At 75.4% G+C, this 25719-nt stretch carries 26 protein-coding genes; 11 read left to right on the top strand and 15 right to left on the bottom strand.

Annotated elements, in window-relative coordinates; translation table 11 throughout:
* Positions 1–27: 27 nt before the first annotated feature.
* Both ACO229_RS08175 and ACO229_RS08170 read left to right on the top strand, forming a co-directional pair.
* Positions 28–477 (top strand): pyrimidine dimer DNA glycosylase/endonuclease V, encoded by a 450-nt coding sequence (locus ACO229_RS08175; RefSeq protein ID WP_397433446.1) that lies wholly within the window; start codon positions 28–30, stop codon positions 475–477.
* Positions 474–2621, top strand: coding sequence for an MMPL family transporter (locus ACO229_RS08170; protein WP_423464501.1), 2148 nt, complete (start codon positions 474–476; stop codon positions 2619–2621). The genes ACO229_RS08175 and ACO229_RS08170 overlap by 4 nt, the downstream gene beginning before the upstream one ends.
* On the opposite strand, the gene ACO229_RS08165 is transcribed toward ACO229_RS08170, so the two are convergent.
* Positions 2618–3487 (bottom strand): TetR/AcrR family transcriptional regulator, encoded by an 870-nt coding sequence (locus ACO229_RS08165; protein ID WP_423464500.1) that lies wholly within the window; start codon positions 3485–3487, stop codon positions 2618–2620. The two genes, ACO229_RS08170 and ACO229_RS08165, sit on opposite strands and share 4 nt — an antisense overlap.
* A 91-nt stretch (positions 3488–3578) precedes the next feature.
* Between ACO229_RS08165 and ACO229_RS08160 the strand changes: the two genes are divergently transcribed.
* Positions 3579–4220 (top strand): GNAT family N-acetyltransferase, encoded by a 642-nt coding sequence (locus ACO229_RS08160; RefSeq protein WP_423464499.1) that lies wholly within the window; start codon positions 3579–3581, stop codon positions 4218–4220.
* A 6-nt stretch (positions 4221–4226) separates the two neighbouring features.
* Here ACO229_RS08160 and ACO229_RS08155 read toward each other — a convergent pair whose 3' ends face one another.
* Together ACO229_RS08155 and ACO229_RS08150 are read right to left on the bottom strand one after the other, a co-directional pair.
* Entirely contained in the window at positions 4227–5012 is a 786-nt protein-coding gene (locus tag ACO229_RS08155) for a ferredoxin reductase (RefSeq protein ID WP_423464498.1), read from the bottom strand.
* Positions 5005–5619 carry a molybdopterin-dependent oxidoreductase gene (locus ACO229_RS08150; protein WP_397409985.1) on the bottom strand — a complete coding sequence of 205 codons (615 nt, stop codon included), beginning with the start codon at positions 5617–5619 and terminating at the stop codon, positions 5005–5007. Before ACO229_RS08150 ends, ACO229_RS08155 begins: the two co-directional genes overlap by 8 nt.
* 200 nt (positions 5620–5819) lie before the next feature.
* Between ACO229_RS08150 and ACO229_RS08145 the strand changes: the two genes are divergently transcribed.
* On the top strand, positions 5820–6647 hold the full coding sequence (locus ACO229_RS08145; protein ID WP_397433440.1) for an NPP1 family protein: 828 nt from the start codon (positions 5820–5822) through the stop codon (positions 6645–6647).
* Between the two features lie 19 nt (positions 6648–6666).
* Here the strand turns inward: ACO229_RS08145 and ACO229_RS08140 are convergent, their stop codons facing one another.
* Together ACO229_RS08140 and ACO229_RS08135 are read right to left on the bottom strand one after the other, a co-directional pair.
* Positions 6667–7491, bottom strand: a complete 825-nt coding sequence (locus ACO229_RS08140) for a helix-turn-helix transcriptional regulator (RefSeq protein ID WP_423464496.1) — start codon at positions 7489–7491, stop codon at positions 6667–6669.
* A 2-nt stretch (positions 7492–7493) separates the two neighbouring features.
* Positions 7494–8534, bottom strand: coding sequence for an SDR family oxidoreductase (locus ACO229_RS08135; protein WP_423465279.1), 1041 nt, complete (start codon positions 8532–8534; stop codon positions 7494–7496).
* Between the two features lie 258 nt (positions 8535–8792).
* Between ACO229_RS08135 and ACO229_RS08130 the strand changes: the two genes are divergently transcribed.
* Together ACO229_RS08130 and ACO229_RS08125 are read left to right on the top strand one after the other, a co-directional pair.
* Positions 8793–10169 (top strand): NAD(P)/FAD-dependent oxidoreductase, encoded by a 1377-nt coding sequence (locus tag ACO229_RS08130; protein WP_397433436.1) that lies wholly within the window; start codon positions 8793–8795, stop codon positions 10167–10169.
* Entirely contained in the window at positions 10159–11712 is a 1554-nt protein-coding gene (locus ACO229_RS08125; RefSeq protein WP_423464494.1) for a cytochrome b, read from the top strand. The genes ACO229_RS08130 and ACO229_RS08125 overlap by 11 nt, the downstream gene beginning before the upstream one ends.
* Here the strand turns inward: ACO229_RS08125 and ACO229_RS08120 are convergent.
* Complete coding sequence (locus ACO229_RS08120) at positions 11693–11878, bottom strand: hypothetical protein (RefSeq protein ID WP_397433434.1); 186 nt, start codon at positions 11876–11878, stop codon at positions 11693–11695. The two genes, ACO229_RS08125 and ACO229_RS08120, sit on opposite strands and share 20 nt — an antisense overlap.
* Before the next feature lie 338 nt (positions 11879–12216).
* Here ACO229_RS08120 and ACO229_RS08115 point away from each other — a divergent pair, with 338 nt between their 5' ends.
* The 3 genes from ACO229_RS08115 to ACO229_RS08105 all read left to right on the top strand — a co-directional run bounded on the left by ACO229_RS08115 (position 12217) and on the right by ACO229_RS08105 (position 14020).
* On the top strand, positions 12217–12585 hold the full coding sequence (locus tag ACO229_RS08115) for a YidH family protein (RefSeq protein ID WP_397409999.1): 369 nt from the start codon (positions 12217–12219) through the stop codon (positions 12583–12585).
* Positions 12582–12959, top strand: a complete 378-nt coding sequence (locus ACO229_RS08110; protein WP_397410001.1) for a DUF202 domain-containing protein — start codon at positions 12582–12584, stop codon at positions 12957–12959. Before ACO229_RS08115 ends, ACO229_RS08110 begins: the two co-directional genes overlap by 4 nt.
* Before the next feature lie 170 nt (positions 12960–13129).
* Positions 13130–14020, top strand: coding sequence for a DUF4184 family protein (locus ACO229_RS08105; RefSeq protein WP_423464493.1), 891 nt, complete (start codon positions 13130–13132; stop codon positions 14018–14020).
* A gap of 119 nt (positions 14021–14139) precedes the next feature.
* Here ACO229_RS08105 and ACO229_RS08100 read toward each other — a convergent pair whose 3' ends face one another.
* From ACO229_RS08100 to ACO229_RS08085, 4 genes are all read right to left on the bottom strand, one after another.
* Positions 14140–16203, bottom strand: coding sequence for an HNH endonuclease (locus ACO229_RS08100; RefSeq protein WP_423464492.1), 2064 nt, complete (start codon positions 16201–16203; stop codon positions 14140–14142).
* A gap of 131 nt (positions 16204–16334) precedes the next feature.
* The gene (locus ACO229_RS08095) at positions 16335–17252 is read right to left on the bottom strand and encodes a DNA-3-methyladenine glycosylase family protein (protein ID WP_423464491.1); all 918 of its coding nucleotides are present in this window, start codon (positions 17250–17252) and stop codon (positions 16335–16337) included.
* Positions 17253–17304: 52 nt separating this feature from the next.
* Complete coding sequence (locus ACO229_RS08090) at positions 17305–18018, bottom strand: esterase/lipase family protein (RefSeq protein ID WP_423464489.1); 714 nt, start codon at positions 18016–18018, stop codon at positions 17305–17307.
* Positions 18015–18776, bottom strand: a complete 762-nt coding sequence (locus ACO229_RS08085) for an alpha/beta fold hydrolase (RefSeq protein ID WP_423464488.1) — start codon at positions 18774–18776, stop codon at positions 18015–18017. Before ACO229_RS08085 ends, ACO229_RS08090 begins: the two co-directional genes overlap by 4 nt.
* Before the next feature lie 191 nt (positions 18777–18967).
* Between ACO229_RS08085 and ACO229_RS08080 the strand changes: the two genes are divergently transcribed.
* Positions 18968–20578 carry an NAD-dependent epimerase/dehydratase family protein gene (locus ACO229_RS08080; protein WP_423464487.1) on the top strand — a complete coding sequence of 537 codons (1611 nt, stop codon included), beginning with the start codon at positions 18968–18970 and terminating at the stop codon, positions 20576–20578.
* Here ACO229_RS08080 and ACO229_RS08075 read toward each other — a convergent pair.
* The 5 genes from ACO229_RS08075 to ACO229_RS08055 form a co-directional block, all read right to left on the bottom strand.
* Complete coding sequence (locus ACO229_RS08075; RefSeq protein ID WP_397433423.1) at positions 20535–21638, bottom strand: YihY/virulence factor BrkB family protein; 1104 nt, start codon at positions 21636–21638, stop codon at positions 20535–20537. The genes ACO229_RS08080 and ACO229_RS08075 overlap by 44 nt on opposite strands.
* A gap of 94 nt (positions 21639–21732) precedes the next feature.
* On the bottom strand, positions 21733–22329 hold the full coding sequence (locus ACO229_RS08070; RefSeq protein ID WP_397433421.1) for a DUF3618 domain-containing protein: 597 nt from the start codon (positions 22327–22329) through the stop codon (positions 21733–21735).
* Positions 22326–22856 carry a phage holin family protein gene (locus ACO229_RS08065; RefSeq protein ID WP_423464486.1) on the bottom strand — a complete coding sequence of 177 codons (531 nt, stop codon included), beginning with the start codon at positions 22854–22856 and terminating at the stop codon, positions 22326–22328. Before ACO229_RS08065 ends, ACO229_RS08070 begins: the two co-directional genes overlap by 4 nt.
* Positions 22840–23499 (bottom strand): hypothetical protein, encoded by a 660-nt coding sequence (locus ACO229_RS08060; protein ID WP_423464485.1) that lies wholly within the window; start codon positions 23497–23499, stop codon positions 22840–22842. Before ACO229_RS08060 ends, ACO229_RS08065 begins: the two co-directional genes overlap by 17 nt.
* A gap of 358 nt (positions 23500–23857) precedes the next feature.
* Complete coding sequence (locus ACO229_RS08055) at positions 23858–24802, bottom strand: Ppx/GppA family phosphatase (RefSeq protein ID WP_423464484.1); 945 nt, start codon at positions 24800–24802, stop codon at positions 23858–23860.
* A gap of 88 nt (positions 24803–24890) precedes the next feature.
* Between ACO229_RS08055 and ACO229_RS08050 the strand changes: the two genes are divergently transcribed.
* A complete protein-coding gene (locus tag ACO229_RS08050; RefSeq protein WP_397410024.1) occupies positions 24891–25706 on the top strand; it encodes an alpha/beta fold hydrolase in 816 nt (271 codons plus the stop codon).
* Positions 25707–25719 lie beyond the last annotated feature (13 nt).

The raw sequence follows: 25719 nt of genomic DNA, 5'->3' as shown, positions 1-25719 counted from the left end.
GACATCTGAACGAGAGGAGAGCTGCGCATGCGGCTCTGGTCCCTGGACCCCGCCCTGCTCGACCGGCAGGGCCTCACCGCGTGCTGGCGCGAGGCGCTGCTCGCCCAGGCGGTGCTGCTCGGCCGCACCCGGGGCTACACCGCGCACCCGCAGCTCGACCGGTTCCGGGAGCACCCGGACCCCGTGACCGCCGTCGGCGCGTACCTGCACGCCGTGCGCGACGCCGCCACGCGGCGCGGCTACCGGTTCGACGCCGCCCGGATCGACCGGCCCCTCGACGAGGTCACGCGGTCGGCGGCCCGCATCCCGGTGACGACCGGGCAGCTCGACCACGAGTGGGAGCACCTGCTGGGCAAGCTGGCCGCCCGGTCCCCCGAGCACCGTGCCCGGCTGCTCGCCTCCGGGACCGGACCCGCGGCGCACCCCCTGTTCGTCGTCGTGCCCGGCGACGTCGCGAGCTGGGAGCGGGCGGCGTGAGCGCCGCGCGCGTGCCCCGCTGGCTGCGGGTGACGCTGCCGGCCGTCCTCATCGCCGTGTGGCTCGTGGGGGCCGCCATCGGCGGTCCGTACTTCGGCCGGGTCGACGAGGTCTCCTCCAACGACCGGACCGCCTACCTGCCGGCCACCGCCGAGGCCACCGAGGTCCAGGACCGGCTCGCGGGCTTCACCGACGGCGACGCCGTGCCCGCCGTCGTCGTCTTCGTCACCGAGGACGGCGCGCGCCTCGGCGAGGACGACCTCGCCGCCGTCGGCGACCGGCTCACCGCCGCCGCCGACCTGGCCGCGGTGGACGGGGAGGTGTCGCCGCCCCTGCCGTCCGAGGACGGTGCCGCCGCCCAGGCGTTCGTGCCGCTGTCGGGCGACGCCGACCTGGGCGAGGCCACCGCCGAGCTCCGCGACACCCTGCGCACGGGCCTGCCCGACGGCGTCGAGGTCTACATCACTGGCCCCGCGGGCTTCTCCAGCGACCTGGTGTCGGCGTTCGCCGGCATCGACGGGCTGCTGCTCGGGGTGGCCCTCGCGGCCGTCCTGGTGATCCTGATCGTCGTCTACCGGTCGCTGCTGCTGCCGCTGGCCGTGCTCGCCACCAGCATGTTCGCGCTCTGCCTCGCGCTGCTGACGGTGTGGCACCTGGCCCGCTCCGGGGTGCTGCTGCTCAGCGGGCAGACCCAGGGCATCCTCTTCATCCTCGTCATCGGGGCCGCGACCGACTACGCCCTGCTGTACGTGGCACGCTTCCGCGAGGAGCTGGTGCGCACGCCCGACCGCTGGACCGCGACGTGGCGTGCACTGCGGGGCTCGGTCGAGCCGATCCTCGCCTCGGGCGGCACGGTCATCGCGGGCCTGCTGTGCCTGCTGCTCAGTGAGCTGCGCTCCAACAGCACGCTCGGGCCCGTGGCCGCCGTGGGCATCGCGTTCGCCATGCTCGCAGCACTGACGCTGCTGCCCGCCATCCTGCTCGCGCTGGGCCGGGCCGCGTTCTGGCCCCGCCGCCCGGTGTACGACCCGGAGGCCCCCGGCCAGACCGGCACGGAGGGACTGTGGGGACGCGTCTCCCGCGCCGTCCGCGCACGGCCCCGCACGCTCTGGGTCACGACCGCGGCCGTCCTGGCCCTGGGGTGCCTGGGCGTCACCCAGCTCCAGGCGTCCGGGGTGCCGCAGTCGGACCTCGTGCTGGGCGCCTCCGAGGCGCGCACGGGTCAGGAACGCCTCGCCGAGCACTTCCCCGCCGGCTCGGGCAGCCCCGTCTACGTCGTGGCACCCGAGGGCGACCTCCGGGAGGCGGCCGACGTGCTGCTCCAGGAGGACGGCATCGCCCAGGTCGCGGTCACGGCGGACACCGTGAGCGGGACGGCGCGCGTGACGGCCGACGGCATCGAGGCGGCGGGTCCCCCGACGGCGGCCGCGCCCGAGCCCGTGGTGTCGGACGGTGCGGTGCTGCTCCAGGGCACGCTCACCGACGCCGCCGACTCCCTGGCCGCGGAGCAGACCGTCCGCGACCTGCGCACCGCCTACGCCGGCACGGTGCCCGAGGCGCTGGTCGGCGGCGAGTCCGCGACCGACCTGGACACGAACGACGCGTCGATCCGGGACCGCACGCTCATCGTTCCGATCGTGCTCGTGGTGATCCTGGCGATCCTCATGCTGCTGCTGCGCGCGGTGCTCGCGCCGGTGCTGCTCGTCCTGACGACCGTGCTGTCCTTCGGCACGGCGATGGGCGTCGCGGCGCTCGTGTTCAACGACGTGCTCGGCTTACCGGGCGCGGACCCGGCGGTGCCGCTGTTCGGCTTCGTCTTCCTCGTCGCGCTCGGCATCGACTACAACATCTTCCTCATGACGCGGGTCCGCGAGGAGTCGCTGGCGCACGGCACGCGCGAGGGCGTGCTGCGCGGGCTCCGGCTGACGGGAGGCATCATCACGTCGGCCGGGCTGGTGCTCGCGGCGACGTTCACGGCACTGGCCGTGATCCCGGTGCTCTTCCTCGCCCAGCTCGCGTTCATCGTGGCCTTCGGCGTGCTGCTCGACACCTTCGTGGTGCGCTCGCTGCTCGTGCCGGCCCTCGCCTACGACGTGGGCCGCACCATCTGGTGGCCGTCCCGCCTGGGGCGCGGACGACCCTAGGCCGACGCCGCCCCGTCACCCCCGGCGAGACCCGCGAGCACCCGGTCCAGCCCGTCCCGGAACCAGGCGTCCACGTCGGTGGCGAAGGCGGCGGGCAGCACACCACCCGAGACGTCGTCGAGCCACGGATGCCTCCGGCGGGCACCGGTCCGGTCGAGCCGGCGCACCTCCTGCACCCACCAGGCCGGGTACGCGGTGCCGGACCGGGCGGCCTCGTCGCGCTCGGTGAGCAGCAGCAGGGCCATCCCCTGCACGTAGCCGCTCAGGGCCACGTAGCGGGCGAGCGCCGTCGGCGGGTCCAGACCGAGCGCGACGAACGCGTCCACGCTCGCCCGTGCGGCGTCCAGCACGGCGGGCACCAGCGGCGGCCGGCTGCTCGCCAGCACCGACACCAGCCACGGGTGCCGCCGGTACGCCTGCCACTCCGTCTCGGCGAGGCCGGCCAGCACCCGCACCGGGGTCCCCTGCGGCGGCGGCTCACCGCCGTGCGGCCCCGCCAGCAGGCGCTGCACCATCGCCTCGACGAGGCGCTCACGGTTGGCGAACACCCGCCGCACCTCGCCCGGTGCCGTCCCCGCACGATGAGCGACCGACCGCAGCGTCACCGCCCCGATGCCCTCGGCGTCGGCGAGGACGACCGCGACGTCGACCAGTCCGGCACCCGCTGCCCCGCCCCCGGCACGCCGGCCCACGCCGGGCGCGCCCGAGCGCGTACGCGGGACAGCCGTTCGGCGGCCCTCGTCGCGGCGTCGGCGGTAGGCCCGGGACTGGCACGACCGGGAGCAGTACCGGCGCGGACGCCCGGTACCCGCCGCGGGCCCCAGGCCGGTCCCGCACTCGGCGCACGACGCGCTCGCTGCGTCCACGTCCGGCCACCTCCGCGTGCGCTCTTTCGTCTCACTCCCCGTGCGACGAAACTACTCCACCGGCCGGCCACCACCCGGGCAGCCTGAACCCATGGAGCACCGAGAGAGCACGCAGACCCCGCCGCTGGTCGTCCGCCCTGCCGCACCCGAGGAGTTCGGCCGCCTGCTGCCCGTGTGCGTCGAGGCCTTCGCCGACGAGGCGGTCTCCGCATGGGTGGAGCCGCAGCCCGGGCTCCGCCTCGACCGCACGCGGGAGCTCTTCGAGACCTCGCTGCGCGAGGCCGTCGACGCCGGGCAGCTCGTCGTCGCGTTCCTCCCCGCGGGGGACGCGGTCGCGGCGTCGGTCTGGATCGACCTGACGGAGGGCGCCGCCGAGCCGCCGCCACCCGCGGACGACACCACCCCGCACCAAACCACCCAAACCACCCGAGCCACCCGCCGCCTCGCCACCGTCCTGGCCGCGACGAGCGCACGGCACCCCGCCACCCCGCACGTCTACCTGTCGGCCATGGCCGCGCTCCCCCGCCGGCGGGGTCTCGGCGCCGGGAGCGCGATGCTGCGCCACGGCCTGGACCGGGCACGCCGGATCGGCCTGCCGGTGTACCTGGAGGCCTCCACGCCCCGGAACCGGCGGCTGTACCTGCGGCACGGCTTCCGCGACCGGGGCGAGCCCATCCACCTGCCCGACGGCGGGCCGTCGCTCCAGCCCATGTGGCACCCGGCGGGCAGGTGACCGGGGTCAGCCGCCGGCGGGACCGAACCGTTCGGTCCGGACCCGGGCGGGGTCGTGGCCCTGGGCCACGAGCATGCGGGAGACGGTCTCCACGAAGCCGGTCGGCCCGCAGACGTAGACCCGGGGCTCCAGGTCGGGCGGCCAGCCCCAGGAGGCCAGCTCGGAGTCGGTCAGGCGGCGCGGTCCCCGCAGTGCCGTGAGCGAGACCGCGCGCGTGAAGATGGTCCGGGCCTCGAACCCGTCGCTGCGCGCGGTGAGCGCGGCGAGCTCGTCCGGGTAGAGCTGGTCGTCGGCGGTACGCACCGAGCAGATCAGCCGGAACGGCGTGCGGTCGCCGGCCTCCCGCCGGGCCCGCGCCATGGCCATCAGCGGCACCAGGCCGGAGCCGCCCGCGAGCAGGAGCACGGGCGTCCCGGCGTCGCGCACCGGGTCCCAGACGAACCAGCCGCCGATGGGGCCGCGCACCTCGATCGCCGAGCCCACCGGGAAGGAGTCGACCAGGTAGGGCGAGACCTCGCCATCGGCGACCCGCTGGACCGTGATCTCGACCCGGCCGCCGCCGGCCGCCGGCCCGGACGCGCTCGCCAGCGAGTACGAGCGCTCCGCGGTGTAGCCGTCGGCCGCGGTGAGGCGCACGTCGAGGTGCTGTCCCGGCTGGTGCCCCGGCCAGCCGGGTACGTCGAGCACGAGGGTCACGGCCGACGGGCTCTCGGTGCGCCGCTCGGCCAGCGTGGCGACCTGCCACCCGGAGCGGACGGCGTACCGCCCGCCGAGCCGCGCGCCGTCAGTCACCCTGGTACCTCTGCTCCCGCCAGGGGTCGCCCAGGTCGTGGTACCCGAGCTTCTCCCAGAAACCCTGGCGGTCGGTCGGCATGAGCGTCAGGGAGCGCACCCACTTCGCCGACTTCCAGAAGTACAGGTGCGGCACCAGCAGCCGGGCGGGGCCGCCGTGCTCGGGGTGCAGCGGCGCGCCGTCGAAGGTGTGGGCGATCCAGGCCTTGCCGCCCAGCAGGTCGGCGACCGGGAGGTTGGTCGTGTAGCCGCCGTACGAGCCGACCAGGGCGAAGTCGGCGGTGGACTCCACGTCGGCGAGCAGCACGTCGAGCGAGACGCCGCGCCACCGCGTGCCGAACTTCGACCAGCGCGTCACGCAGTGGATGTCGACCGTGGGCGACTCCTGGGGCAGCGCCATGAGGTCCGCCCACGTCCACGACGTCGACGTGCCGGTCTCGGTGGTCACGGTCAGGGACCAGGTCTCGGCGCTGACGTTCGGCGTCGGCCCGGCGGACAGGACGGGAAAGCCCTCCTCGACGTACTGCCCCGGCGGGAGGGCGACGCCCTCCGGGCGGGCCCGGCCGTGGAAGCCCGGGGTGAGGGCCGGCGGTGTCTCGCTGCTCATGGCCTCACGGTAGCGGGACGACAGTGGGGCCGGGTCTACGTGGTCACCCTCATTGCCCGGGAGCAGCGCGGCCCATAGCATCCACGTGCCCCGACTTTCACCCGCTGAAGGGCACCGCTCCGGACACACGGGCCGGCGGGCCGGACCGGGCGCGCACCACGGCGTCCGGCGTCGGCCCGGCGGCGCAGGAAGGGTCAGTCATGAACCGTCCGACCAGCTCCCCGACACCCACGAACGAGCCCGCCGGGCCCCGCCCCCGACGCCGCCGCACCGCACGCCTCGCCGCGACGCTCGCCGCCGTCGTGCTCGCCCTCACGCCCGCCACGGTCGCGCACGCCGACCCGCCGCCCAGCCTCCCGCAGAACGCGTCCGGCACCGAGCAGACCTTCTCCCCCGCCTACGACTACGACGGCGACGGCTGCTACGCGACCCCCGCCATCGGACCCGACGGGACCATCGCGCCCGGCCTGGACATCGGCGGCGCCGTCAACGGCAGCTGCCGCGACCAGTGGGACCTGGACAACTCGCAGACGTACTCGCGCGAGAAGTGCAACAACGGCTGGTGCGCCGTGATGTACGCGAGCTACTTCGAGAAGGACCAGACCCTCGACGGCCCGATCGCGATCGGCAGCCACAAGCACGACTGGGAGCACGTGGTCGTGTGGGTGGACCAGGGGTCGGACCAGGTCGAGTTCGTGTCGATCACCGAGCACAGCGGGTACGCCACCTACCCCCGGTCGCAGGTCCGGTTCGACGGCACCCACCCCAAGATCGTCTACCACAAGGACGGTCCGAGCACGCACCTCTTCCGCCTCGCGGGCGGCAACGACGAACCGCCCGAGAACCACTACGGCACCTGGCGCTACCCGCCGCTGGTCGGCTGGGACGGCTGGCCCGGCACGGCGCTGCGGGACCGGCTGACGACCGCCGACTTCGGCGGCGCCACCCTCAAGATCGACGACGGCGACTTCACCTGGTGGCTGGGCCAGATGAAACCGGCCGGCATCCCGTTCGACCCGGGCGCGTGACGTCCGGGGCGTGGTCCGCTCAGAGCGCGCCGACCACGGAGAGCAGCCGGAGCCGCTCGTGGCTCTCCGTGCCCGGCACGGCCGTGAACACGGTCAGCGCCTGGTGCTGGTCGGGGTCCAGGAGCGTCTGCCCGTGCAGCTCCAGGAGACCGACGTCGGGATGGTTCAGGCGCTTGGGCTCGCAGTACGGTCCGAGCACCGGATGCTCGTCCCAGAGCCGCGCGAACTGCGTGCTGCGTCCCCGCAGGAGGGTGGCCAGCTCGCCGGCCGGGGAGTCCGGGCCGGTGCGTGCCTCGACGGCGGCCAGGCGGGACACGAGCGTGCGCCCGTGCCGGGCGTGGTCCTCCTCGGGGACGCGGTCGCGGCCGCGCGGGTCGGCGAACCACCGGTAGACGCGGACGCGCTCCGGCCCGGTGTACGAGGTCTCGTCGCCGAGCAGGAGCGCGGCCAGGCGCGTCTGGCGGAGGGTCACGCCCAGCACGTTCTCGACCTGGGCGGGCGCCTCCGCCAGGCCGTCCAGGATCCGCATCAGCCCGGCCTCGACATGGTCGCCCCGGGCGCGCCGGGGTGTGGCATGCCCGGCGAGCTCGACCAGCCGGTCGCGCTCCTCGAGCGTCAGCCGCAGACCGTGGGCGATCCCGGAGAGCACCTGCTCCGACGGGACCGGCCCCCGGCTCTGCTCGATGCGGCTGTAGTAGTCCGCCGAGACACCGCTCAGGGCCGCCACCTCCTCGCGCCGCAGCCCGCTCGTGCGCCGCCGCGGTCCGCGCGGCAGGCCCACGTCCTCGGGCTGCAGCGCCTCCCGGCGGGCCCGCAGGAAGTCACCCAGCCGTTCGCGGTCCATCGTCACCTCGTTCTCGTCCCGGGGCCGCAGGAACCGCCGGACCTGTCCGGAGGGGCGCCGTCCGGGAAGCGCACGCCCGTCAGCTCCTCGGAGACCGCCCAGAGCCGGGCGGCCGCGGCGGCGTCCGTCGCCGCGCGGTACACGCGCTGCCGTGCGGAGCTGCCCGTGAAGTGCCCAACGCCGTCGGGCCCGTAGAACGTCCCGCCCCCGGCAGCGGGATCGGTGGCCGCCTGGAGGGCGGGCAGCAGACCCTGCGCGACCGGCTGCACGAACACCCCCAGGGCGAGCAGCCGCCGCATGACGGTGTCCACCCGCGGCGGCCTCGCGCTGCCGCCCAGCCCCGGTCCGGCGGAGTACAGGCCCGAGTAGGTGGTCCCGGGGTGGGCGGCGTTGCTCACGATGCCCCAGCCGTGCGCGCGGCTGCGGCGGTCCAGCTCCAGGGCGAACAGGAGCTGCGCGAGCTTGGAGAGGTTGTAGGCGCGGACGGGCGAGTAGTCCCGCTCGCTGTTCAGGTCGGCCCAGTCGATACGCCCGAACCGCGCGGCCGCGCTGGTCATGGTCGTGACGCGCGCGCCCGGGGCGACCAGGAGCGGCAGCAGGCGGCCCACCAGGGCCATGTGCCCGAGGTGGTTGGTGCCGAGCTGGAGCTCGAACCCGTCCGCCGTGGTGGTCCGGGACGGCGGGGTCATCACCCCCGCGTTCGCCACGAGCAGGTCGATGGGCCGCCCCTCGGCCAGCAGGCCGTCCGCGAGCGCCGCCACCGACGCCAGGGACGCGAGGTCGCCGGGCCGCGTGGTGACGACAGCGCCGGGGACGGCGTCCCACAGGCGGGCGACGGCGGCCGCCCCCTTGGCCGGGTTGCGCACGGGCAGCACCAGCTCGGCGCCTGCTCGCGCGAGGCGTTCGGCGAGCCCGAGGCCGATCCCGTCGCTCGCCCCGGTCACCAGGGCCCGGGTCCCGGTCAGGTCCGGGACGACGACGTCGGTGTACCGGCGCGCCCGGTGCCGCGTGTCGCTGCCCGGAGGCTTGGTGCTGCTGCCCAGCGGTGCTCCGCCCGGGGTCTTCCTGGTCACGTGGTCCGTCCTCACGGTGCGTTCTCGTGCCCGGCCGGGTGGCCGGGCGTCTCCAGCGTGCGCAGCCCGCCGGGCCGGATCCAGGTTCGGTCTGTCCGTGGCTGCGCGCCCGTGGACGAGCGCTGTATCGCCGCAGGTGGCGGCCTGTGACCAGGGCCACGTCACGTTCGGGCGCCCCGTGTTGTCGAACAGGTGAGACCACCAGAGGCAGTCGCACAGGAGGTTGTGATGCGCGAGATCCTGATCGTCGGAGGCGGCTACGCCGGCTTCTACACGGCGTGGGGCCTGGAGAAGCGGCTCCGCCGCGGCGAGGCGCACGTCACCCTCGTCGACCCGCACGGCTACATGACGTACCAGCCGTTCCTGCCGGAGGTCACGGCCGGGTCGATCGAGGCGCGCCACGTCATGGTGTCGCTGCGCCGGCACCTGCACCGCACGACCGTCGTCGCCGGTCACACGACGTCGATCGACCACGCGCACCGCACCGCGACCGTCCGCACCAACGACGGCGCCCTGCGTGAGGTCCGCTACGACACGATCGTCGTGACGGCGGGCGCGGTGACCCGTACGTTCCCGGTCCCCGGGATCGAGCAGGAGGCCATCGGCCTCAAGCACGTGGAGGAGGCGGTCGCGATCCGCGACCAGCTCCTGACGGCGTTCGACCGTGCCGCGCTGCTGCCCCCGGGCGAGGAGCGCCGCCGGCTGCTCACGGTCACCGTGGTCGGTGGCGGGTTCACCGGGGTGGAGGTGTTCGGCGAGCTGCTGTCCCTGGCCACGAGCCTGCTGCGGGCCTACCCGGAGCTCGGCCGCGACGACCTGTCGTTCCACCTGGTCGACGCGAACGACCGCATCCTGCCCGAGGTCACCGACGAGCCCGGCCGCTGGGTGGTGCGGCACCTGCGGCAGCGCGGCGGGCACCTGCACCTGGGCACCCAGGTGGTCTCCGCCGCCGACGGCCGGATCATGCTGTCGACCGGCGAGTCGTACGGCAACGGTCTGCTGATCTGGGCCGCGGGCAACGGCAGCAACCCCGTCGTGGCACGCAACACCGACCTGCCGGTGGACGAGCGCGGGCTGGTCCGCGTCCGGGCCGACCTGCGGGTCGGCACCGACGACGCCGTCGTCCCCGACGCCTGGGCGGCCGGCGACAACGCCGCCGTGCCGGACCTGGCCTCGCCGGTTCCGGGTGCGCGGACCGTGCCCAACGCCCAGCACGCGGTGCGGCAGGGCAGGCTGCTGGCGGCCAACCTGGTCGCCGACCTGCGCGGCCGGAAGGTGCGCCCCTACGTGCACCACAGCCTCGGTGTCGTGGCCACGCTCGGCATCGGGCACGGCATCTTCCAGTACAAGCGCCTGGTCGTCACGGGTGTGCCGGCCTGGCTGATGCACCGCGGCTACCACGTCCTGGCGGTGCCGACCTGGGAGCGCAAGGTGCGGGTGCTGCTCGTCTGGGCGTCGGCGGCGCTCTTCGGCCGCGACATCATCCCGCTGGCCACGGTCCAGCGACCGCGGGCAGCCTTCCTCGCGGGCGGCGACCCGTTCGCCGGGGCGGACGACGCCCCCGCCGTCCGCCGCGAGCTGAGCGCGGTGCGCGATGCCCGCTGACCCGGGCGGACGCCGCCGCCTGACCGCGTACGCGGCCGAGCTCGGCGCCCGCCGCGTGCAGCTGCGCTGGTCGAACCTGTTCGGCGTGGTGACCGTCGCGTGCCTGCTGGTCCTCGCGGTGACCGGGGTGCTGCTGGCGACCTGGTACACGCCGTCGAACGACCTGGTCACCTACGACGGCCCCTACGGGCCGCTGCGGGGCGCCACCGTCACCGAGGCGTTCGCCTCGACGATGGCCATCTCGTTCGAGGTGACCGGCGGGCTGCTCGTGCGCCAGACGCACCACTGGGCGGCCCTGGTCATGCCGGCCGCGATGATCGTGCAGCTGCTGGTCACGTTCTTCACGGGCGGGTTCCGCCGTCCGCGGCAGCTGGGCTGGGTGCTGCTGGTGGTCGCGTTCCTGCTGGTGCTGCTGGCGGGCTGGAGCGGCTATGCGCTGCCCGACGACATGCTCTCGGGCACGGGCCTGCGCATCGTGGAGGGCGTGGTGCTCAGCATCCCGTTCGTGGGCACCTGGCTGGCGGGCTGGATGTTCGGCGGGCCGTTCCCCGGTCAGATCGTCGAGAACCTGTACCCGGTGCACGCCGTGCTGGCGCCGGGGCTGCTCGTCCTGGTCCTGGCGGTGCGCGCCGCGCTCGCCGTCCGGCACGGCCAGGCCCAGCAGCCGCCGACGGTCCGCGCGACCCTCGGCCTGCGGCTGTGGCCCGACGCCGCGCTGCGCGCCGCCGGGATGACGGGCCTGACGGCCGCGGTGCTGGTGCTGCTGGGGGCGACCTCGACCGTCAGCCCCGTGTGGTCGTACGGGCCGGCGTCCGTGGGCGAGGTGGGCGCGGGCAGCCAGCCCGACTGGTACATGGGCTTCCTGGACGGCGCACTGCGCCTGGCGCCGGCCGGCTGGGAGACCGTGTGGGGCGGCTGGACCGTCACGTTCGCGATGCTGGTGCCCCTCGCGGTCGTCGCCGGGTACTTCGTGCTCCTGACGCTCTACCCGTACATCGAGGCGTGGGTGGACCAGGACCGCCTGCCGCACCACGTGCTCGACCGCCCGCGCAACGTGCCGGTCCGCACCGGGATCGGCGTGGCGGGCATGCTCTTCTACGGGATCCTGTGGGGCGCCGCGAGCGCCGACATCGTCTCCACGGAGTTCAGCGTCAGCTTCGAGACGGTCATCACGACCCTCCAGGTGGCACTCGTCGCCGGCCCGCCGCTGGCGTTCGAGGTGACGCGCCGGGTCTGCATCGGGCTGCAGCGCAAGGACCTCGAGATCCTGCGGCACGGTCACGAGACGGGCCGCATCGTCCGGATGCCGAACGGCGGCTACGTGGAGATCCACCAGCCGGCCGACGACGCCGAGCGCGCCCGCCTGGCCGTCACCGCCGCGTCGCCGGCACCGGGCCGGACGGACGACGTCGGGCGCCTGACGGCGCGCGAGCGCGTGCGCGGTGCGTTGTCGCGGGGGTTCGGGGAGGGGCACGTGGTGCCGGCCGACGCCGGACCGGACGCGCGGGGCCGGGTCCTGCGCCTCACCCGCCGAGCGCGGTAAACCCCTCGTACACCATGAACGCCGGCCAGAAGATGCCCTGGACGATCGCCCACACGTACTCCCAGAAGCCGTCGGCCTGCTGCCAGAAGTAGACCCATGCGCCCAGGATGCCCAGCCCGTAGATCGCGCCGCCGCCGGCAGTCGCTCCCGCGTTCCGCTCGCCCATGTGGCACCTCCTTGTCTCCACACTAGGTCGTCCGGGCGGGACGGCATGTCCAGACCGGGTCGCATCCGGTGACGGCACCGCCGTCGTCGCACCGCCCACGCCGTACGGTGGGAGCGGAGCACCGAGAATGGTCGGGACCGGACCGATCGGGACGGTCGGAGAGGAGCACGTGTGGGCATCGGCGCAGGACGACGGGACCACGGGCTGGCAGGCGTGGCGGACCCGGAGACGGGGACCGACCTTGAGGCAGGCACCCGGACGGTGACCGGCACCCGGGCAGTGACCGGCGCCCGGGCAGTGGCTGGCGCCCGCACGCCGCGGCGCCGGGCGGGCGCCCGGTGAGCCCGCGGGACCGCCGCTTCCCCGCCTCCGTCTTCGGGGTCGGCGCGGAGCCGGACGCACGGTTCACCCTCGCCAACGAGCGCACCTTCCTGGCGTGGATCCGCACGGGACTCGCGCTCGTGGCGGGCGGGGTGGCGCTGGAGACGCTCGGGCTGGACCTGCACCCGGGCCTGCGGCTTGCGGCGTCCGTGGTGCTGATCGTGGGCGGGATCGTCGTACCCCTCATCGCGTGGACGGGCTGGATGCGCGTCGAGCGCGCGCTGCGTCGCGGAGCGCCGCTGCCGTCGACCGTCGTGGGTGTCTGCCTCGCGGTGGTCGTCGCCGCGGTGGGCGTGCTGGTGCTGCTCGGCGTGCTGCTGCGATGACGGTACCGACCCCGGGGACGCCTGGCCTCCAGCCGGAACGCACGGAGCTCGCCTGGCGGCGGACGGCGCTCTCGGTCGCGGCCGTCTGCCTGGTCGGCGCACGGCTGCTGCCCGCGCTGTTCGGCGACGCCCGGTGGCTGCTGCCCGGCGCCGTGGGCACGCTGGTGGCCGGGTGGCTGTGGCTCGCGTCCCGCCGTCGGCACCTGCGGTATCCGCGCACACCAGGGCCGAGCCCCGCTCCCGCGCCGCCGGGCTCCTCCGCCTTCGGCCCGGCGTCGACCGGTGCGGGCCTGCTCGCCGTCGCGGGGGCCGTGGTGGTGGTCCTGGGGCTGGGCGGTCTGGCGGTCGTGATCGGCCTGCACGTGGGCGGCTGAGCCTCGCTGCCCCTGTGGCTCCTGAAGTCTCCGTCCCCGTTGAGCGCTCCCCCGCCCGTGGTGGCTCGGAGCGTCCGGCCGCCCGGGCCCACCTATCTGCTCGGCGCACCGGAAGCGACGTCCGCGGCGACCCGCTGGACACCGGGCCGCACGTCGGCTGAGGTGGGCGCATGCCGTTCACGCTCTCGCACCCCGCAGCGGTGCTCCCGCTGCTGCGCCGCCCCTTCAGCGCCGTCGCTCTGGTGGCCGGCGCCGTGGCGCCTGACCTGCCGTACTTCGCGCGCAGGACGCCGATCCCCGTGACGGCGCAGTCCTGGTACGAGCCGTACCTGAACGCGACGACGTCGCACGGTCTGGTGGGTGCGCTCACGGTCAGCCTGCCGTACGCGGTGGCGCTGTGCGGGCTGTACTGGGTGGCGCGGCGGCCGGTGAGGGCGTTGCTGGTGGATGGTGCGGCAGTGGCAGATCCCACGGCCGAGACATGCGGCGCGGGCTCACGTGCGGACGGCGGGGGTGGTGCCACGGTCCGGACGCCCCGAGGCGTCGGAGCGATGCGGCGCCGCAGGTTCGGCGCCGTCGCACGCCGGGCCGGCTGGGTGCTGCTCTCGCTGTTGATCGGCGTCGCCACGCACCTGCTCTGGGACTCGTTCACGCACAGCGACGGGTACGTGGTCCAGCACGTGCCCGCGCTCACCGAGCCGGTGGCAGCCGGCCTCACCTGGGCCAGGGCCCTCCAGCACGTGAGCACAGTCGTCGGCCTGGTGCTCGTCGCGGTCTACCTGTGGCGCCGTCGGACCCGTCTCACCGGTGCCGTGGGCGGGCGGGTCGTCGGCGCGCGGACGCTGTGGGTCGTCGGCGTGGTGGTCGTGGCGGGCGCCTCGCTCGGGACGATCGATCTGTGGGAGGGCACCGGGCTGACCGTCGGACAGACGACCGAGGCAGCGCTCGCCGGGGCGGCCACGGGGGCCGGGGCGGCACTGGTCGGTGGGCTGGTCCTGTACGTGACCGGGTGGTGGATCGCCCGGGGACTCGGGGGCCTGCGACGGGCGCGCACGGCATGACGGAGACCGGGGTGTCCTCGCCGCCTCCTGTCGATCTCGTCCGCCAGGTGCGACCTCCTGCTGACCGCGTCGAGGCACACCTGAACGTCGGCTCGTGACCTGGACGCACTCTGCGCCGTTCAGAACGGCGGCCGGTCCGTGTCGCGTTGCCCACCCCGGTCCGTCGCGCTCGCGGTTCCCGTCGTCACCCGCGACCGGCGTCGGCCGCCCCGGGGGTTCAGGGCACCCACGGACAGGGCGTAGCTCGTGTCGGGGTCGACGGCGTCGAGCTCGACGTGGGTGTCGAGCACCGTCGGCGGGCGCGCGTGCGTCCGGCCTGAGGGTGCGGTCCAGGTCGTGATCCCGCTGACCGGGTCGCGCACCACCGCCCAGCCGCCGTGGGTCTTGAGCAGATGGTGCCGCCGGCAGAGGGCCTGGAGATTGTCGGCGCGGGTCTGTCCCGGCGTGCCGGGTGCCTGCGCGGCCGGGTCGAGGTCATGGTCGAACGGGACGACGTGGTCCAGGTCGGCCCAGGTCGCCGGGTGCTCGCAGTGCGGGAACGTGCACGTCTCGTCCCTGGCCTGCACCGCACGGCGCAGCACGCTGCCCGGCTGGTACACCGTGGTCGAGTAGTCGACCAGGGTCCCCGTGACCGGGTCGGTCACCAGCCGCTGCCACGTCGCGTCGGTCGCCACCGTCCGCGCCACCTCGGCCGGGAGCGGACCGAACCCGGCCAAGTCCGCGGCAGCGTCGTCCAGGCCCAGCAGCACGCCGGCAGGCACCGTCACGCGTACCACCGGGCGCGTCGGGATCACGCGGACCACCTGCTGCACCACCGGAGCACGCCCGCCACAGGTGCAGTCCTCGCGCTCGGCCTCACCGCGGGTGCCCGGGGCATCCGCCTCGCCTTCTCCGGCCGGCGAGCCCTGGGTGCCTTGGGAGGGACGGGCGTCCCGTGTCCCGGGGAAGGCATCCGGCGCACCCGCGCTCCCGTCGCCGTGCGTGAACCGGTCGGCCGGGACGAGGCGGCCGGTCACGATGCCCGTCAGGCAGTCCGCACGCAGCTGCCCGAGGTCCCGCTCCTCCCCCGGCACCCTCCGCAGCTGACGGGCCATGTCGTCCACGACGCCCCAGACCGCCGTGGCATCGACCGCCGGCAGGTACGCCGACAACCACGCCATGTCGTTCTCGGCCCGGTCCACCTGCACCGAGCGGCGGGTCACCGCGGCCTTGGCGGCCGCGTCGGCGCCGTGGCGCGACTTCGCGAAGGCGAGCATCTTGGACTGGAGCCAGCGCCACGTCCGCGACGGCGCCTGCGGCAGGTAGCGGACGATCGCCTCGGCGCGCTCCTCCACGGTCAGCTGCGTGGCCGACCGCAGCAGCGTCTGGGCCTTGCGCGTGTCGATCCGCCCGGCCCTCAGGGCCGTGATCACCGCAGGGTGGTCGGCCCCCGACTCGCCTCGCACCACCACCTCCGACGCCTCCGACCCCGTCACGACGAGCTCGCCCGACACCTGCGCGACCAGCGAGCTGTGCGCCAGGGGGTGCGACTCCCGCGCCGCACGCTCGGCCACCACCACGGCCTGCACACCGGCCGCCCAGGACTGCAGCCGTCCGCACGCCACGACGAGATCGCCCAGCAGGTCGTCGGGCAGGTCGGACAGGACGGCGGAGCCACCGTCGGGGTGACCGCCCGAGCTGTCGCCCGGCCCACCACGCCGGGCGTCGAGCTCTCCGTCGAGGTCGACCGCCTCGGTGACGACGCGCGCCAGCCGCACGCCAGGCCTGCGCGCCAGCGCCTCGCGCAGCACCGCCGTCGGCCACAGCACCACGGGCATGTCGTCCGGCGGCAGGTCCGGGCCATGATCAAGACCAGCATCGGCCGTTCCGCCCGGCGCAAGGCCCGCAGGCGCATCGGCGCACGACGCCGACGCCGACGGCTCCTCGGCCATCACTCGTTGGAACAGATCCCCTTCGAACCAGGCGCCGTTGTACCAGTCCTCGTCAAAGGCCGCCTCGTCGAACGTCTCGCTGTCGGACACCGCCTCGTCCGATGTCCCGCCGTCGAACACCGCCTCGTCCAACGTCCCGCCGTCGAACACCCCTCCGTCGACAACCCCGCCGTCCACCACGGCCCCGTCGACCACCACACCCTCGCGCGCCCCGTGGAGCACACCCACGTCTCCCGACCATCCCGCTTCCATGCGCCCCTCCCCACCCTGACATCAGATCCAGCGCACACATTCACCGCTCGATCAATACATACCTCTCAGACGTTTGTTCGACCCTACCCCTCACCACTGACACCCACCCGCACCAGGGAGAACGACAGTCCTCAGAACCCCCGGTAGTCCACCAGCGGTGTCTTCGGCCCCCGCCGCGGTGCGCGGTGCCGCCCGTCCAGCATGAGCAGCCGGACCACCCGGTGCCGGTGGGGCGCGTACGGCGCCAGCAGCCGCAGCATGCCGGCGTCGTCGGTGCGCTCACCGGCCAGCGCCATGCCCACGGCCGCCGGCAGGTGGAAGTCGCCCACCGAGACGGCGTCGGCGTCGCCGAAGGCACGTTGCGCCACCTCCGCCGACGTCCACACGCCCACGCCCTGCACCTTCTCCAGGCGGGACCGGGCCTCGGCCGGCGGCATGGCGCCCGCCTCCTCGAGACGCGGCGCCACCAGCGCGCAGCGTGCCACGGTCCGGGCGCGTCCCGGGTCGACGCCGGCCCGGTGCCAGTCCCACACCGGCACCCGCGCCCAGGTGCGCGCGTCCGGGACCACCCGCAGCCCGCCCGGCACCCCCGTGGGCGCCGGACCCGGGGCCTGCGTGCCGTACCGGCGCACCAGCCACCGCCACGCGCGGTGCGCCGTCACCGTCTGCACCCGCTGCTCCAGCACGGCCGGCACCAGGGCCTCCAGCACGCGACCGCTGCACGGCATCCGCATCCCCGCGGCACGGCGGTGCGCGTCGCGCACCTGCGCGGGCGGGGCGAAGCCCGCGACGTCGTCGTCCTCGCCGAGCAGCTCGGGCAGGGCCGCGGCGGCCTCCCGCGCGCCGTCGCCCCAGTGGTGCACCACCACCTCGTGCAGGCCCGCCGGCACGAACCGCTGCGTCACCGGCCCGCTGCGCAGCAACGACGTGCGCCAGACCGTGCCGTCGGCCGCCCGGTGGAACGTCGGGTCCGCGGGCCCGTGACCGAGGGGCCCGAGCGTCAGGGCGACGTCGAGCCGGCGCGGCGACGTGTGACGGACGGTGAGCACCCCTCCAGTGGACCACGTCCCGCCGGGTGCCCCGTGCCGGGCGGCCGCGCCGTCACCCCGACTGCAGCCGCGCCACCTCCCGCACCACCGTCCTCACCAGGAGCGGGTGGCCCAGCGGCCGGAAGTGCCCCGACAGCGGCAGCTCCACGTTCCGCGCGCCGACCAGGTGACCCGTCTCGGGGATGTGCGGGTCGAACGTGGGGTACACGGCCGTGATGCGGTCGTTGACGAGCAGCTCGCCCGCGAGCGCCAGCAGCACCGGGTCGCGCGGGTCGAACGACCGCAGCGCCCGCGACAGCATGTACCGCGCCCACCGGGAGCCGGTGAACGGCGTCGCGACGGCGACCATGCCCAGCACCCGGTGGCCCGCGGGCGAGAGCATGACGTGCTTGCCGATGAGGCCGCCCTTGCTGTGCGCCACGAGCACGACACCGGTCAGGCCGGCGCGGTCCAGCTCGTCGGCCACCACGTCGGCGGACTCGGGCACGGGACGCCCGTTGTGGCCCAGGCCGGCGACGGCGTGCACGGGGTGCCCTGCCCGGGCGAGGGCGTCGGCGACCGGGCCCAGGAACTCCCACGTCTCGTAGATGCCAGGCAGGAGCACGACCGGCGCCGCGGCGGCCGCACCGGGCACCCGGGGTGCGACAGGCAGCGCCGGGGGTCGCACCAGGTGCCGCAGCTGCCGGTCCAGTGCCCACGCGTAGTCGGCGGCCCAGGCGCCGAGCCGGGCGAGCGAGCCGCGGGACGACCGGCGCCGCGCGCTCACACCGTGCCCCGTTCGGCGGCCTGCCACGCGTCGAGCACGATCCGGGCGACGCCGTCGGGGTCGGAGTCCATCGCGTGGTGCCGGCCGCGGACGGTGCGGCACCGGCCGGAGGGCGCGCAGGCGGCGAGCCGGGCGGTCCACGCGGGCGGCGCGACCGGGTCGCGCTCGCCGCGCACCACGACCACCGGGACGGTGGCCCGGGGCAGCACCTGCTCCAGCCGGTGGTCCACCACGTGGCGCAGCTGCCCGAGGTAGTACGGCACGCTGCACCGGACCAGGGCGTCCACGACCAGCACGCCCAGGGTCCCGGGTGGTTCGCCGACGGCGTCGGCGGCGAGGCGCAGCGCCTGGCGGGCGATGGTGCGGGTGCCGGGTTCCGCCGTCGGGCCGACCAGGACGCCGGCGCCGGCGACGTCCGGGTGGTCGGCGAGGAGCTGCCCGACGACCTGGGCGCCCATCGAGTGGCCGACGACGACCGGGGCGGGCAGGCCGGCGTCCAGCACGTGCTCGTGGACGTAGCGGGCGACGGCGGCGGCGTGCTCCGGGATGTCGACGTCGCGCCGCAGGTGCGGGGACGCGCCGTAGCCGGGCAGGTCGACGGCGTGCACCGCGCCGTGCGCCACGAGGCAGTCGCCGAGCCGCCGGTAGGCGCGCGCCGACGAGCCGACGCCGTGCACGAGGACCACGGCCCGGTCCGGGTCGGCCGGTCCGCGCACGTGACCGACGACGGTCAGGTCGCCGTCGCGGGTGCGGGTCATACCGTGCACGGTACCGGCGGGCTCGCGGGCAGGGCGCGGTGGCGCGCGCGGGCCTGCGGGACACGGCACGGGACGTGCCGCGGGACGTAGCGCGGGACGCAGCGCGGGACGCAGCGCGGGACGCAGCGCGGGACATGCCACGGGACATGGCGCGGGATGCGAGCGGCACCGCCGGGTGTGACGGTGGCTCCATGCGGATCGTCGTCGTGGGGGCCACCGGGAACGCCGGGACGGCACTGCTGCGCGCGCTGCACGAGGAGCCCGCGGTCACCTCCGTGCTGGGCGTCGCCCGGCGTCTGCCGGACCGGGGCGCCGAGCCCTACCGGCACGCCGGGTGGGCGGCGGTGGACATCTCCGCCGGTGACGGTCCCGAGCCCGTGGTCGCCCGGCTGGCCGAGCTCTTCCGCGGGGCGGACGCCGTGGTGCACCTGGCCTGGCTGGTGCAGCCGAACCGGGACCGCGACCTGTTGCGCCGCACCAACGTGGAAGGCACGCGCCGCGTCGCGGACGCCGTGGTGCGCGCCGGGGTGCCCCACCTGGTCGTGGCGTCCTCCGTGGGGGCGTACTCCGCCGTGGACGACGACGCCCCGCGGCGCGAGGACTGGCCCGCCCGCGGCATCCCGACGTCGCACTACAGCGTGGACAAGGCGGCCCAGGAACGGGTGCTGGACGAGCTGGAGGCGGCCCGGCCGGGACTCGCCGTCGCCCGCCTGCGGCCCGCGCTCGTCTTCCAGGGCGACGCCGCCCAGTCGGTGGTGCGGTACTTCCTGGGCCCGCTGGTCCCGGTGCGGCTGCTGCGGTACGGCCGCCTGCCGCTGCTCCCGCTGCCCGCTGCCCTGCGCCTGCAGGCGGTCCACGCCGACGACGTCGCCGACGCCTACCGGCGCGTGGTCGTCGAGCGGGCTGCCGGAGCGTTCAACGTGGCGGCCGACGACGTGCTGCACGGACCGGACCTGGCTCGCCTCGTGGGCCACGGGCGGCTCGTCGAGGTGCCGCGCGGCGCCGTCCGCGGGGTGCTGGCGGCCGCCCACGACGCCCACCTGGTCCGCGCGGACCCCGGCTGGCTGGACCTCGCCGCGAGCGTGCCCGTGCTGGACACGTCGCGGATCCGCACGGAGCTCGGCTGGCGGCCCCGCCGGAGCGCCGCCGAGGCCGTCGAGGACCTGCTGGCCGGCATGGCGGTGGGGCGTGGTCTGCGGTCCGCTCCCCTGCACCCCGCGACCCACCGCCCGCCGGGCGACTCCGTGCTGCCCCTGCGGCACCGCGGCGACGTCCGGGTGCCGCCGTCGATGGACCGCGGCCTGCTGGGCCTGTACCTCGCGGACCACCACGCGGTCGCGACCGCGACCCTGGAGCGCGTCGAGCTGATGACCGACCGGTACCGGGACACACCGTTCCACGCCGAGCTGGCCGAGGTGACCGAGCAGCTCCGCGGCCAGCGCGAGCTCTCCCGCGACCTGATGGACCGCCTGGGTCTGCCCGCGCGGCGGTACCGGCAGGCCGCGGCCCGGCTCGCGGAGCGGGCCGGGCGGCTGAAGCTCAACAGGCGCGTGGTGCACCGCTCGCCGCTGTCGCCGGTGGTCGAGGCGGAGGTCGTCCGCTCGGCGGTGCTCGGCACGATCGGCAGCTGGCAGACGCTGCGTGACCACGCCGACGAGCTCGGCCTCGACCCGACGCAGCTCGACGAGCTGATCGCCCAGGCCGACCGGCAGGTGGAGATGCTCGACCGGTTCCACGCCTACGCCCGGGAGCGGGCGTTCACGAGCCGTCGGCAGACGGAGGACGGGAGGGAGCTCGGGTAGCGCGGTCCTCCCGGGCCGCGTCGCGCAGCTCTCGCCCGCGCTCGATCTCCCGCTGCCGCTTCGCCTCGCGCTTCTCGCTGGCACGGGCGTCCTTGGGCGGCAGCCGCAGCACCTCCTCCGCCGCGAACCCGCCCTGCAGCTCCCGGCCCCGTTCCAGCTCCGCGTCCAGCTCGGCCCCCAGCAGCAGGGCCAGGTTGGTGATCCAGAGCCACAGCAGGAACACGATCACGCCGGCCAGCGACCCGTAGGTGGCGTCGTAGCTCGAGAACGTCGCCACGTAGAACCCGAACGCGGCCGACGCCACCAGCCACCCCAGGATGGCGACGACGGCGCCCACGCTGACCCAGCGGATCCGCGGCTGCCGCACGTTCGGCGTGACGTGGTAGAGGATCGCCACCAGCACCACGACCAGCAGCAGCACGACCGGCCACTTGGCGATGTTCCAGACGGTCACCGCCGTCGTGCCCAGGCCGACCGCGTCACCCACGGCCCGCGCGACCGGCCCGCTGAGCGCGAGCGCCGCCACGACCAGCGCCGCGATGACCACGGCCACCAGCGTGACCAGCAGCAGCACCGGGCGCAGCTTCCAGACGGGGCGGCCCTCGTCCATGCCGTAGACGCGGTTCATCGCGCGCCCGAACGCCCCGACGTACCCGGACGCCGACCACAGGGCCAGCACGACACCGAGGATCAGGGCGAAGCCTGCCCGTCCCCCGGCCCCGGCGGCGTTCTCGACGAGCGGCTGGACGACGGTGAGCACGTCCGGGGGCACCACGCCCTCCAGGGTGCCGATCACCCGCTCGACGGCCTGCCCGCCGCTGCCCACCAGCCCGAGCACGGACACGAGCGCGAGCAGTGCGGGCGCGGCCGCGAGCACGGCGTAGTACGTCAGGCCCGCGGCGAGGTCCAGACACTGGTCCCGGGAGAACTGCCGCACCGTGGACCCCAGCACGTGCGTCCAGGTCCGGCGGTTCAGGTCCGGGGGTGAGTCGGGTTTGCGCCGGTCGTCCGGCGCCGGGGCGGCTCCGGTGCGGGCCGCGGTGTCGTCGATGTGGGCCATGGTGCCTCCCAGGGCAGGTCCGGGACCGGCGGTGAGCCGGTCCCGGTGACCGGCGACGGGCCGGCCGTGGGGTACCTGTCGTGCGCCGACCGGCTCAGGTCGTGGAGCCGCCCGAGCCGGAGCGCAGGTCGGCGGCCGCCTCCCGGCTGTGCTCGCCGACCGACCGTGCGGCGTCCTTCGCCGCGTCGCGGACCGCGTCGACACCCTCGCGTGCCGGTTCCTGCAGGTCGTGGACGGCGTCGCGCGCCGTCGTCCGCAGGTCGTCCACCAGCGGGGCCGCCTTCTCCTCGACCGCCGCCGCGGCACGCCGCTCGGCGCGGCCGGCAGGGATCAGGGACGCGGCCGCCAGCCCGGCGCCGAAGGCCACCAGGCCCACGACCAGCGGGTTGCCCCGCGTCCGGTCACGTACCGCGTCCGGCGCCGCGCTCACGCCGTGGGCGACCGACGACGCCGCCTCCCGGCCACGGTCCGCCAGGTCGTGCGTGGCGGCCTGCGCGGAGTGCGTGGTGTCGTGCGCCGTGCCCATGACCCGGTCCTTCACCCGGCCCATGCGGGACCGCGCCCGGTCCGCCTGACGGCGCACCGCGTGCCCGGGGTGCACCTTGTCGCCGAGGGTGTCCACGTCGTGGCTGAGCTCGGCCCGGGTGCGTTCGATGTCTGCTCGGATCACGTCCGGATCGTTGGTGCTCATGCGTTCCTCTCCTCGTCTCGTCGCGGGTGGTCTCCTCGCGGGTGGTCTCCTCGCGGCTCGTCGGCGTGCCCGCGCAGGGCGTCCGGGATCTTCCGGACCGTCTCGGCGGTCTGCGGCACGCCGCGGACCGCCCGCAGCTCGGCCCGCCCGCGCAGCGCGAGCACGGCCGCCACCACGGCCCAGACCGCGGCGACCACGAGCGCACCCCAGCCGCCGCCCAGCACCGACCCCAGCGCCCACCACAGGGCGAGCGAGGCGAACAGCAGGACCATGTGTCCCGCCACGCCCGCGCCGCCGAACATCCCGGCGCCCTTCCCGGCACGCCGGGCCGACTCCGTGGCCTCGGCCTTGGCGAGCGCCACCTCCTGCCGGACCAGCGTCGACAGGTCGCTGGTGACCTCGCTCACGAGCTCGCCCAGGCTCGGCAGGTCGCCCGCGGACCGGCTGGCCCCGCGGCCCCCGTCGGGTCCGGACCGAGCGTGCTCGGCGACGGTGGACGTGCCGAAGGGATCACGTGCGCCCGGCATAGGTCTCACCTCCTGTGGCCACCGGCTCCGCGACCGGTGCACGACCGGCGTCGGGGTCGTCGTCCGCGGAATCGTCCCGGCTGCCGCGCAGCAGCCTGCCCGCGAGCAGGCCGGCCCCGGCGGCGATCAGCACGAACGTGCCCGGTCGTCGGCGGGCGAACGCCTCGACCTCGTGCAGCACGTCGTCGGGCTCGCGGTCCTCGAACCAGCGGGCCACGCGCCCGGTGGCCTGCCCGGCCCGGTCGACCAGGTCGCTCGCGTAGCCCGGGTCCTCGGCCGCGCCGGCCATCCGGCCCAGCTCGTCACCGAGGGACCGGAGCCCGCCCGCGAGGTTGCGCTGCTGGTCACTCATGCGGGACCGCAGCTCGGACGTCGCGCGGTCGGCGAGGCCGCGGGCCTGGTCGCCCGCCTCGTGGGCGACGTCGTGCACGCGCTCGCGGGCGTCCCGGGCCGTCTCGCGGCCCGCGTCGCCCACGCGCGACGCCGCCTCGCCGAGCCGTTCCTGGACGCCCGGGGGCTCGGGTGCCTGGCTCGGGGGTGCCTGGCTCGGGGGTGCCTGGCTCGGGGGCGCCGGGCTCGCGGGCGTCTGGCTGCCGGGCGGAGCGCCGTACGGCGTACTGCCCGGGAGGTTCGTCTGGCTCATGGTCGGACTCCTGTCGTCGTCCCGCCGGGACCGGCCCGGCAGGTCGTGGAGCACGTGCCACGGCGGGCTGTGCTCCACCGGTACGGCCGCTTCCTGACCACTCACCAACCTAGGAGGGTGCGTGCCACTCGCAACCCAGCACGAACGGGGAAGGGGCACGACGGCCCGGCCTCTCGGTTCTGGGAGTGTTCGCCGTCGCGACGGACGGCTTCGGCGCAGTCGCCTCGACCCTGCGGCTCGCCGTGGGGACCTCGACCGGGCGTCCCGGCAGAGCCCATGGTGGTGACGCGCCTCACGCCGGTGTGAGGTGCGCCGCCTCAGACTCTGCCCTGGATCCGCGGGGCAGGCAACAGCAGCGTCACACGGCACCGAGGTGCGGGAGCTGGTCGAGGCGCTGGAGGATCACGCCCTCCCGCAGCGCCCACGGGCAGATCTCCAGCTCGACCAGGTCGAACACGTCCATGCACGCCTCGGCCACCAGTGCCCCCGGCACGATCTGGTGCGCCCGGCTCGGCGAGACGCCCGGCAGCCCCGCCAGCGCGTCCGGTGCCATGGTGGTCAGCTCCTCGACGCGCTCACGCAGCGTGTCCAGGCGCAGCACCCGCCGCACCAGCGGCCCGTCGCCCGCGGGCGCCGCCCCGCAGATCCGGGCGAGGGACCGGAACGTCTTCGAGGTGGCCGCCGCGCGGTCCGGCCGCCCGCTGCGCAGCAGGCTCCCCGCGTTGCGGGCGATGTCCGCGCGCAGGTCGCGGCGCAGGGCGCGCAGCGCCCCGGCGTCGGGCAGGGCGGGCGAGGCGAAGTGCGCCCGGGCCAGGCGGGCCGCCCCGAGCGGCAGGGACCAGGCGGCGTCGGGTGCCTCGTCGGAGCCGCCCGCGATCTCGAGGGAGCCGCCGCCGATGTCGAACACGGCGAGCCGCCCGGCCGACCAGCCGAACCAGCGGCGCACGGCCAGGAAGGTCAGCCGGGCCTCGTCCTCGCCGCTGAGCACCTCCAGCCGCACGCCCGTGCGGTCGAGCACCGTCTTCAGGACGTCCTCGGAGTTGCCGGCGTCGCGCACCGCCGAGGTGGCGAACGCGAGCGTCTGCGCGCAGCCCCGGTCCTCCGCGACGCGCATCGCCTGGACGGTGAACTCCGCCAGCGCGTCCACGCCGGCGGGACGCACGGCGCCGGAGTCGTCGAGGTGCTCCGCCAGCCGCAGCGGCTGCTTGAACGACGACGCCGGCAGCGGCGCGGCGCCGCCGTGGGCGTCGACCACCAGCAGGTGACCCGTGTTGGAACCGATGTCGAGCACGCCCAGACGCATGGGACAGACGCTACCGGGCCGGTGGGCGGGCGCGGCATGTCAGGGCCGTGTCAGGGCGGTGTCAGTGCGTGCGGCCAGAGTCCTCCGCATGACGACGAACAGCAGCTCCCCCAGCGCTCCGTGGTCGGGCATGGTCCCGGTCGACGACACCGCCCTGTACACCGTCGACTCCGGCGGCAGCGGCATCCCGGTCATCTACCTCAACGGCCAGTTCGCCACCCTCGGGTACTGGGACCGCGTGATCGCCGAGCTCGGCGACGGCTACCGGCACATCACCTACGACGAGCGGGCCCGCGGGCGCCGGTCGAAGCCCTCGGCGGACTACTCGTTCGAGTCCGTGGTCCGCGACGTCGACGTGGTCCTGGCAGCGCGCGGCGTCGACCGGGCGCTCGTGGTGGGCTGGTCCTACGGGGCCTTCGCCGCGGCGCACTGGGCCAGCCGCAACCCGCGGCGCGCGCTGGGCGCGGTGCTGGTCGAGGGCGCCGAGCCGAACGACTGGCTGGACGAGGCCATGGAGCGCCGCATCCGGAAGCTGTTCCGGCTGCTGCGCCCGGTCACGTGGCTGCTGCGTCCCACGGGCCTGACCCCGCGACTGAACGCCGCGCAGCAGGCCGAGAGCAACATCGAGCTCGGCCGGATCGGCAGCGAGCGCGCGCTCGGCCCGGTCCTGGACGCCGTCACGGTGCCCACGCGCTACGTGCTGGCCTCCGGTGCGTCGCTCGGGAGCAAGGGCGACGAGCAGGAGAAGATCCGGGCCAGCCTCGGGCCGGTGCTGGAGCGCAACCCGAACATCGAGATCAGCGCCAAGGTCGCCAGCAACCACGACTGGATCCTGAAGAAGGACTTCCGCGCGGTCGCCGACGCCGTCCGCGAGGTCGCCGCCCTCGGCCACGCGGGGCGCTGACCGGGCAGGACGC

Source organism: Promicromonospora sp. MS192 (genome assembly GCF_049532985.1).
Taxonomy (GTDB): domain Bacteria; phylum Actinomycetota; class Actinomycetes; order Actinomycetales; family Cellulomonadaceae; genus Promicromonospora.
This window is presented reverse-complemented; position numbering and strand designations above follow the sequence as displayed.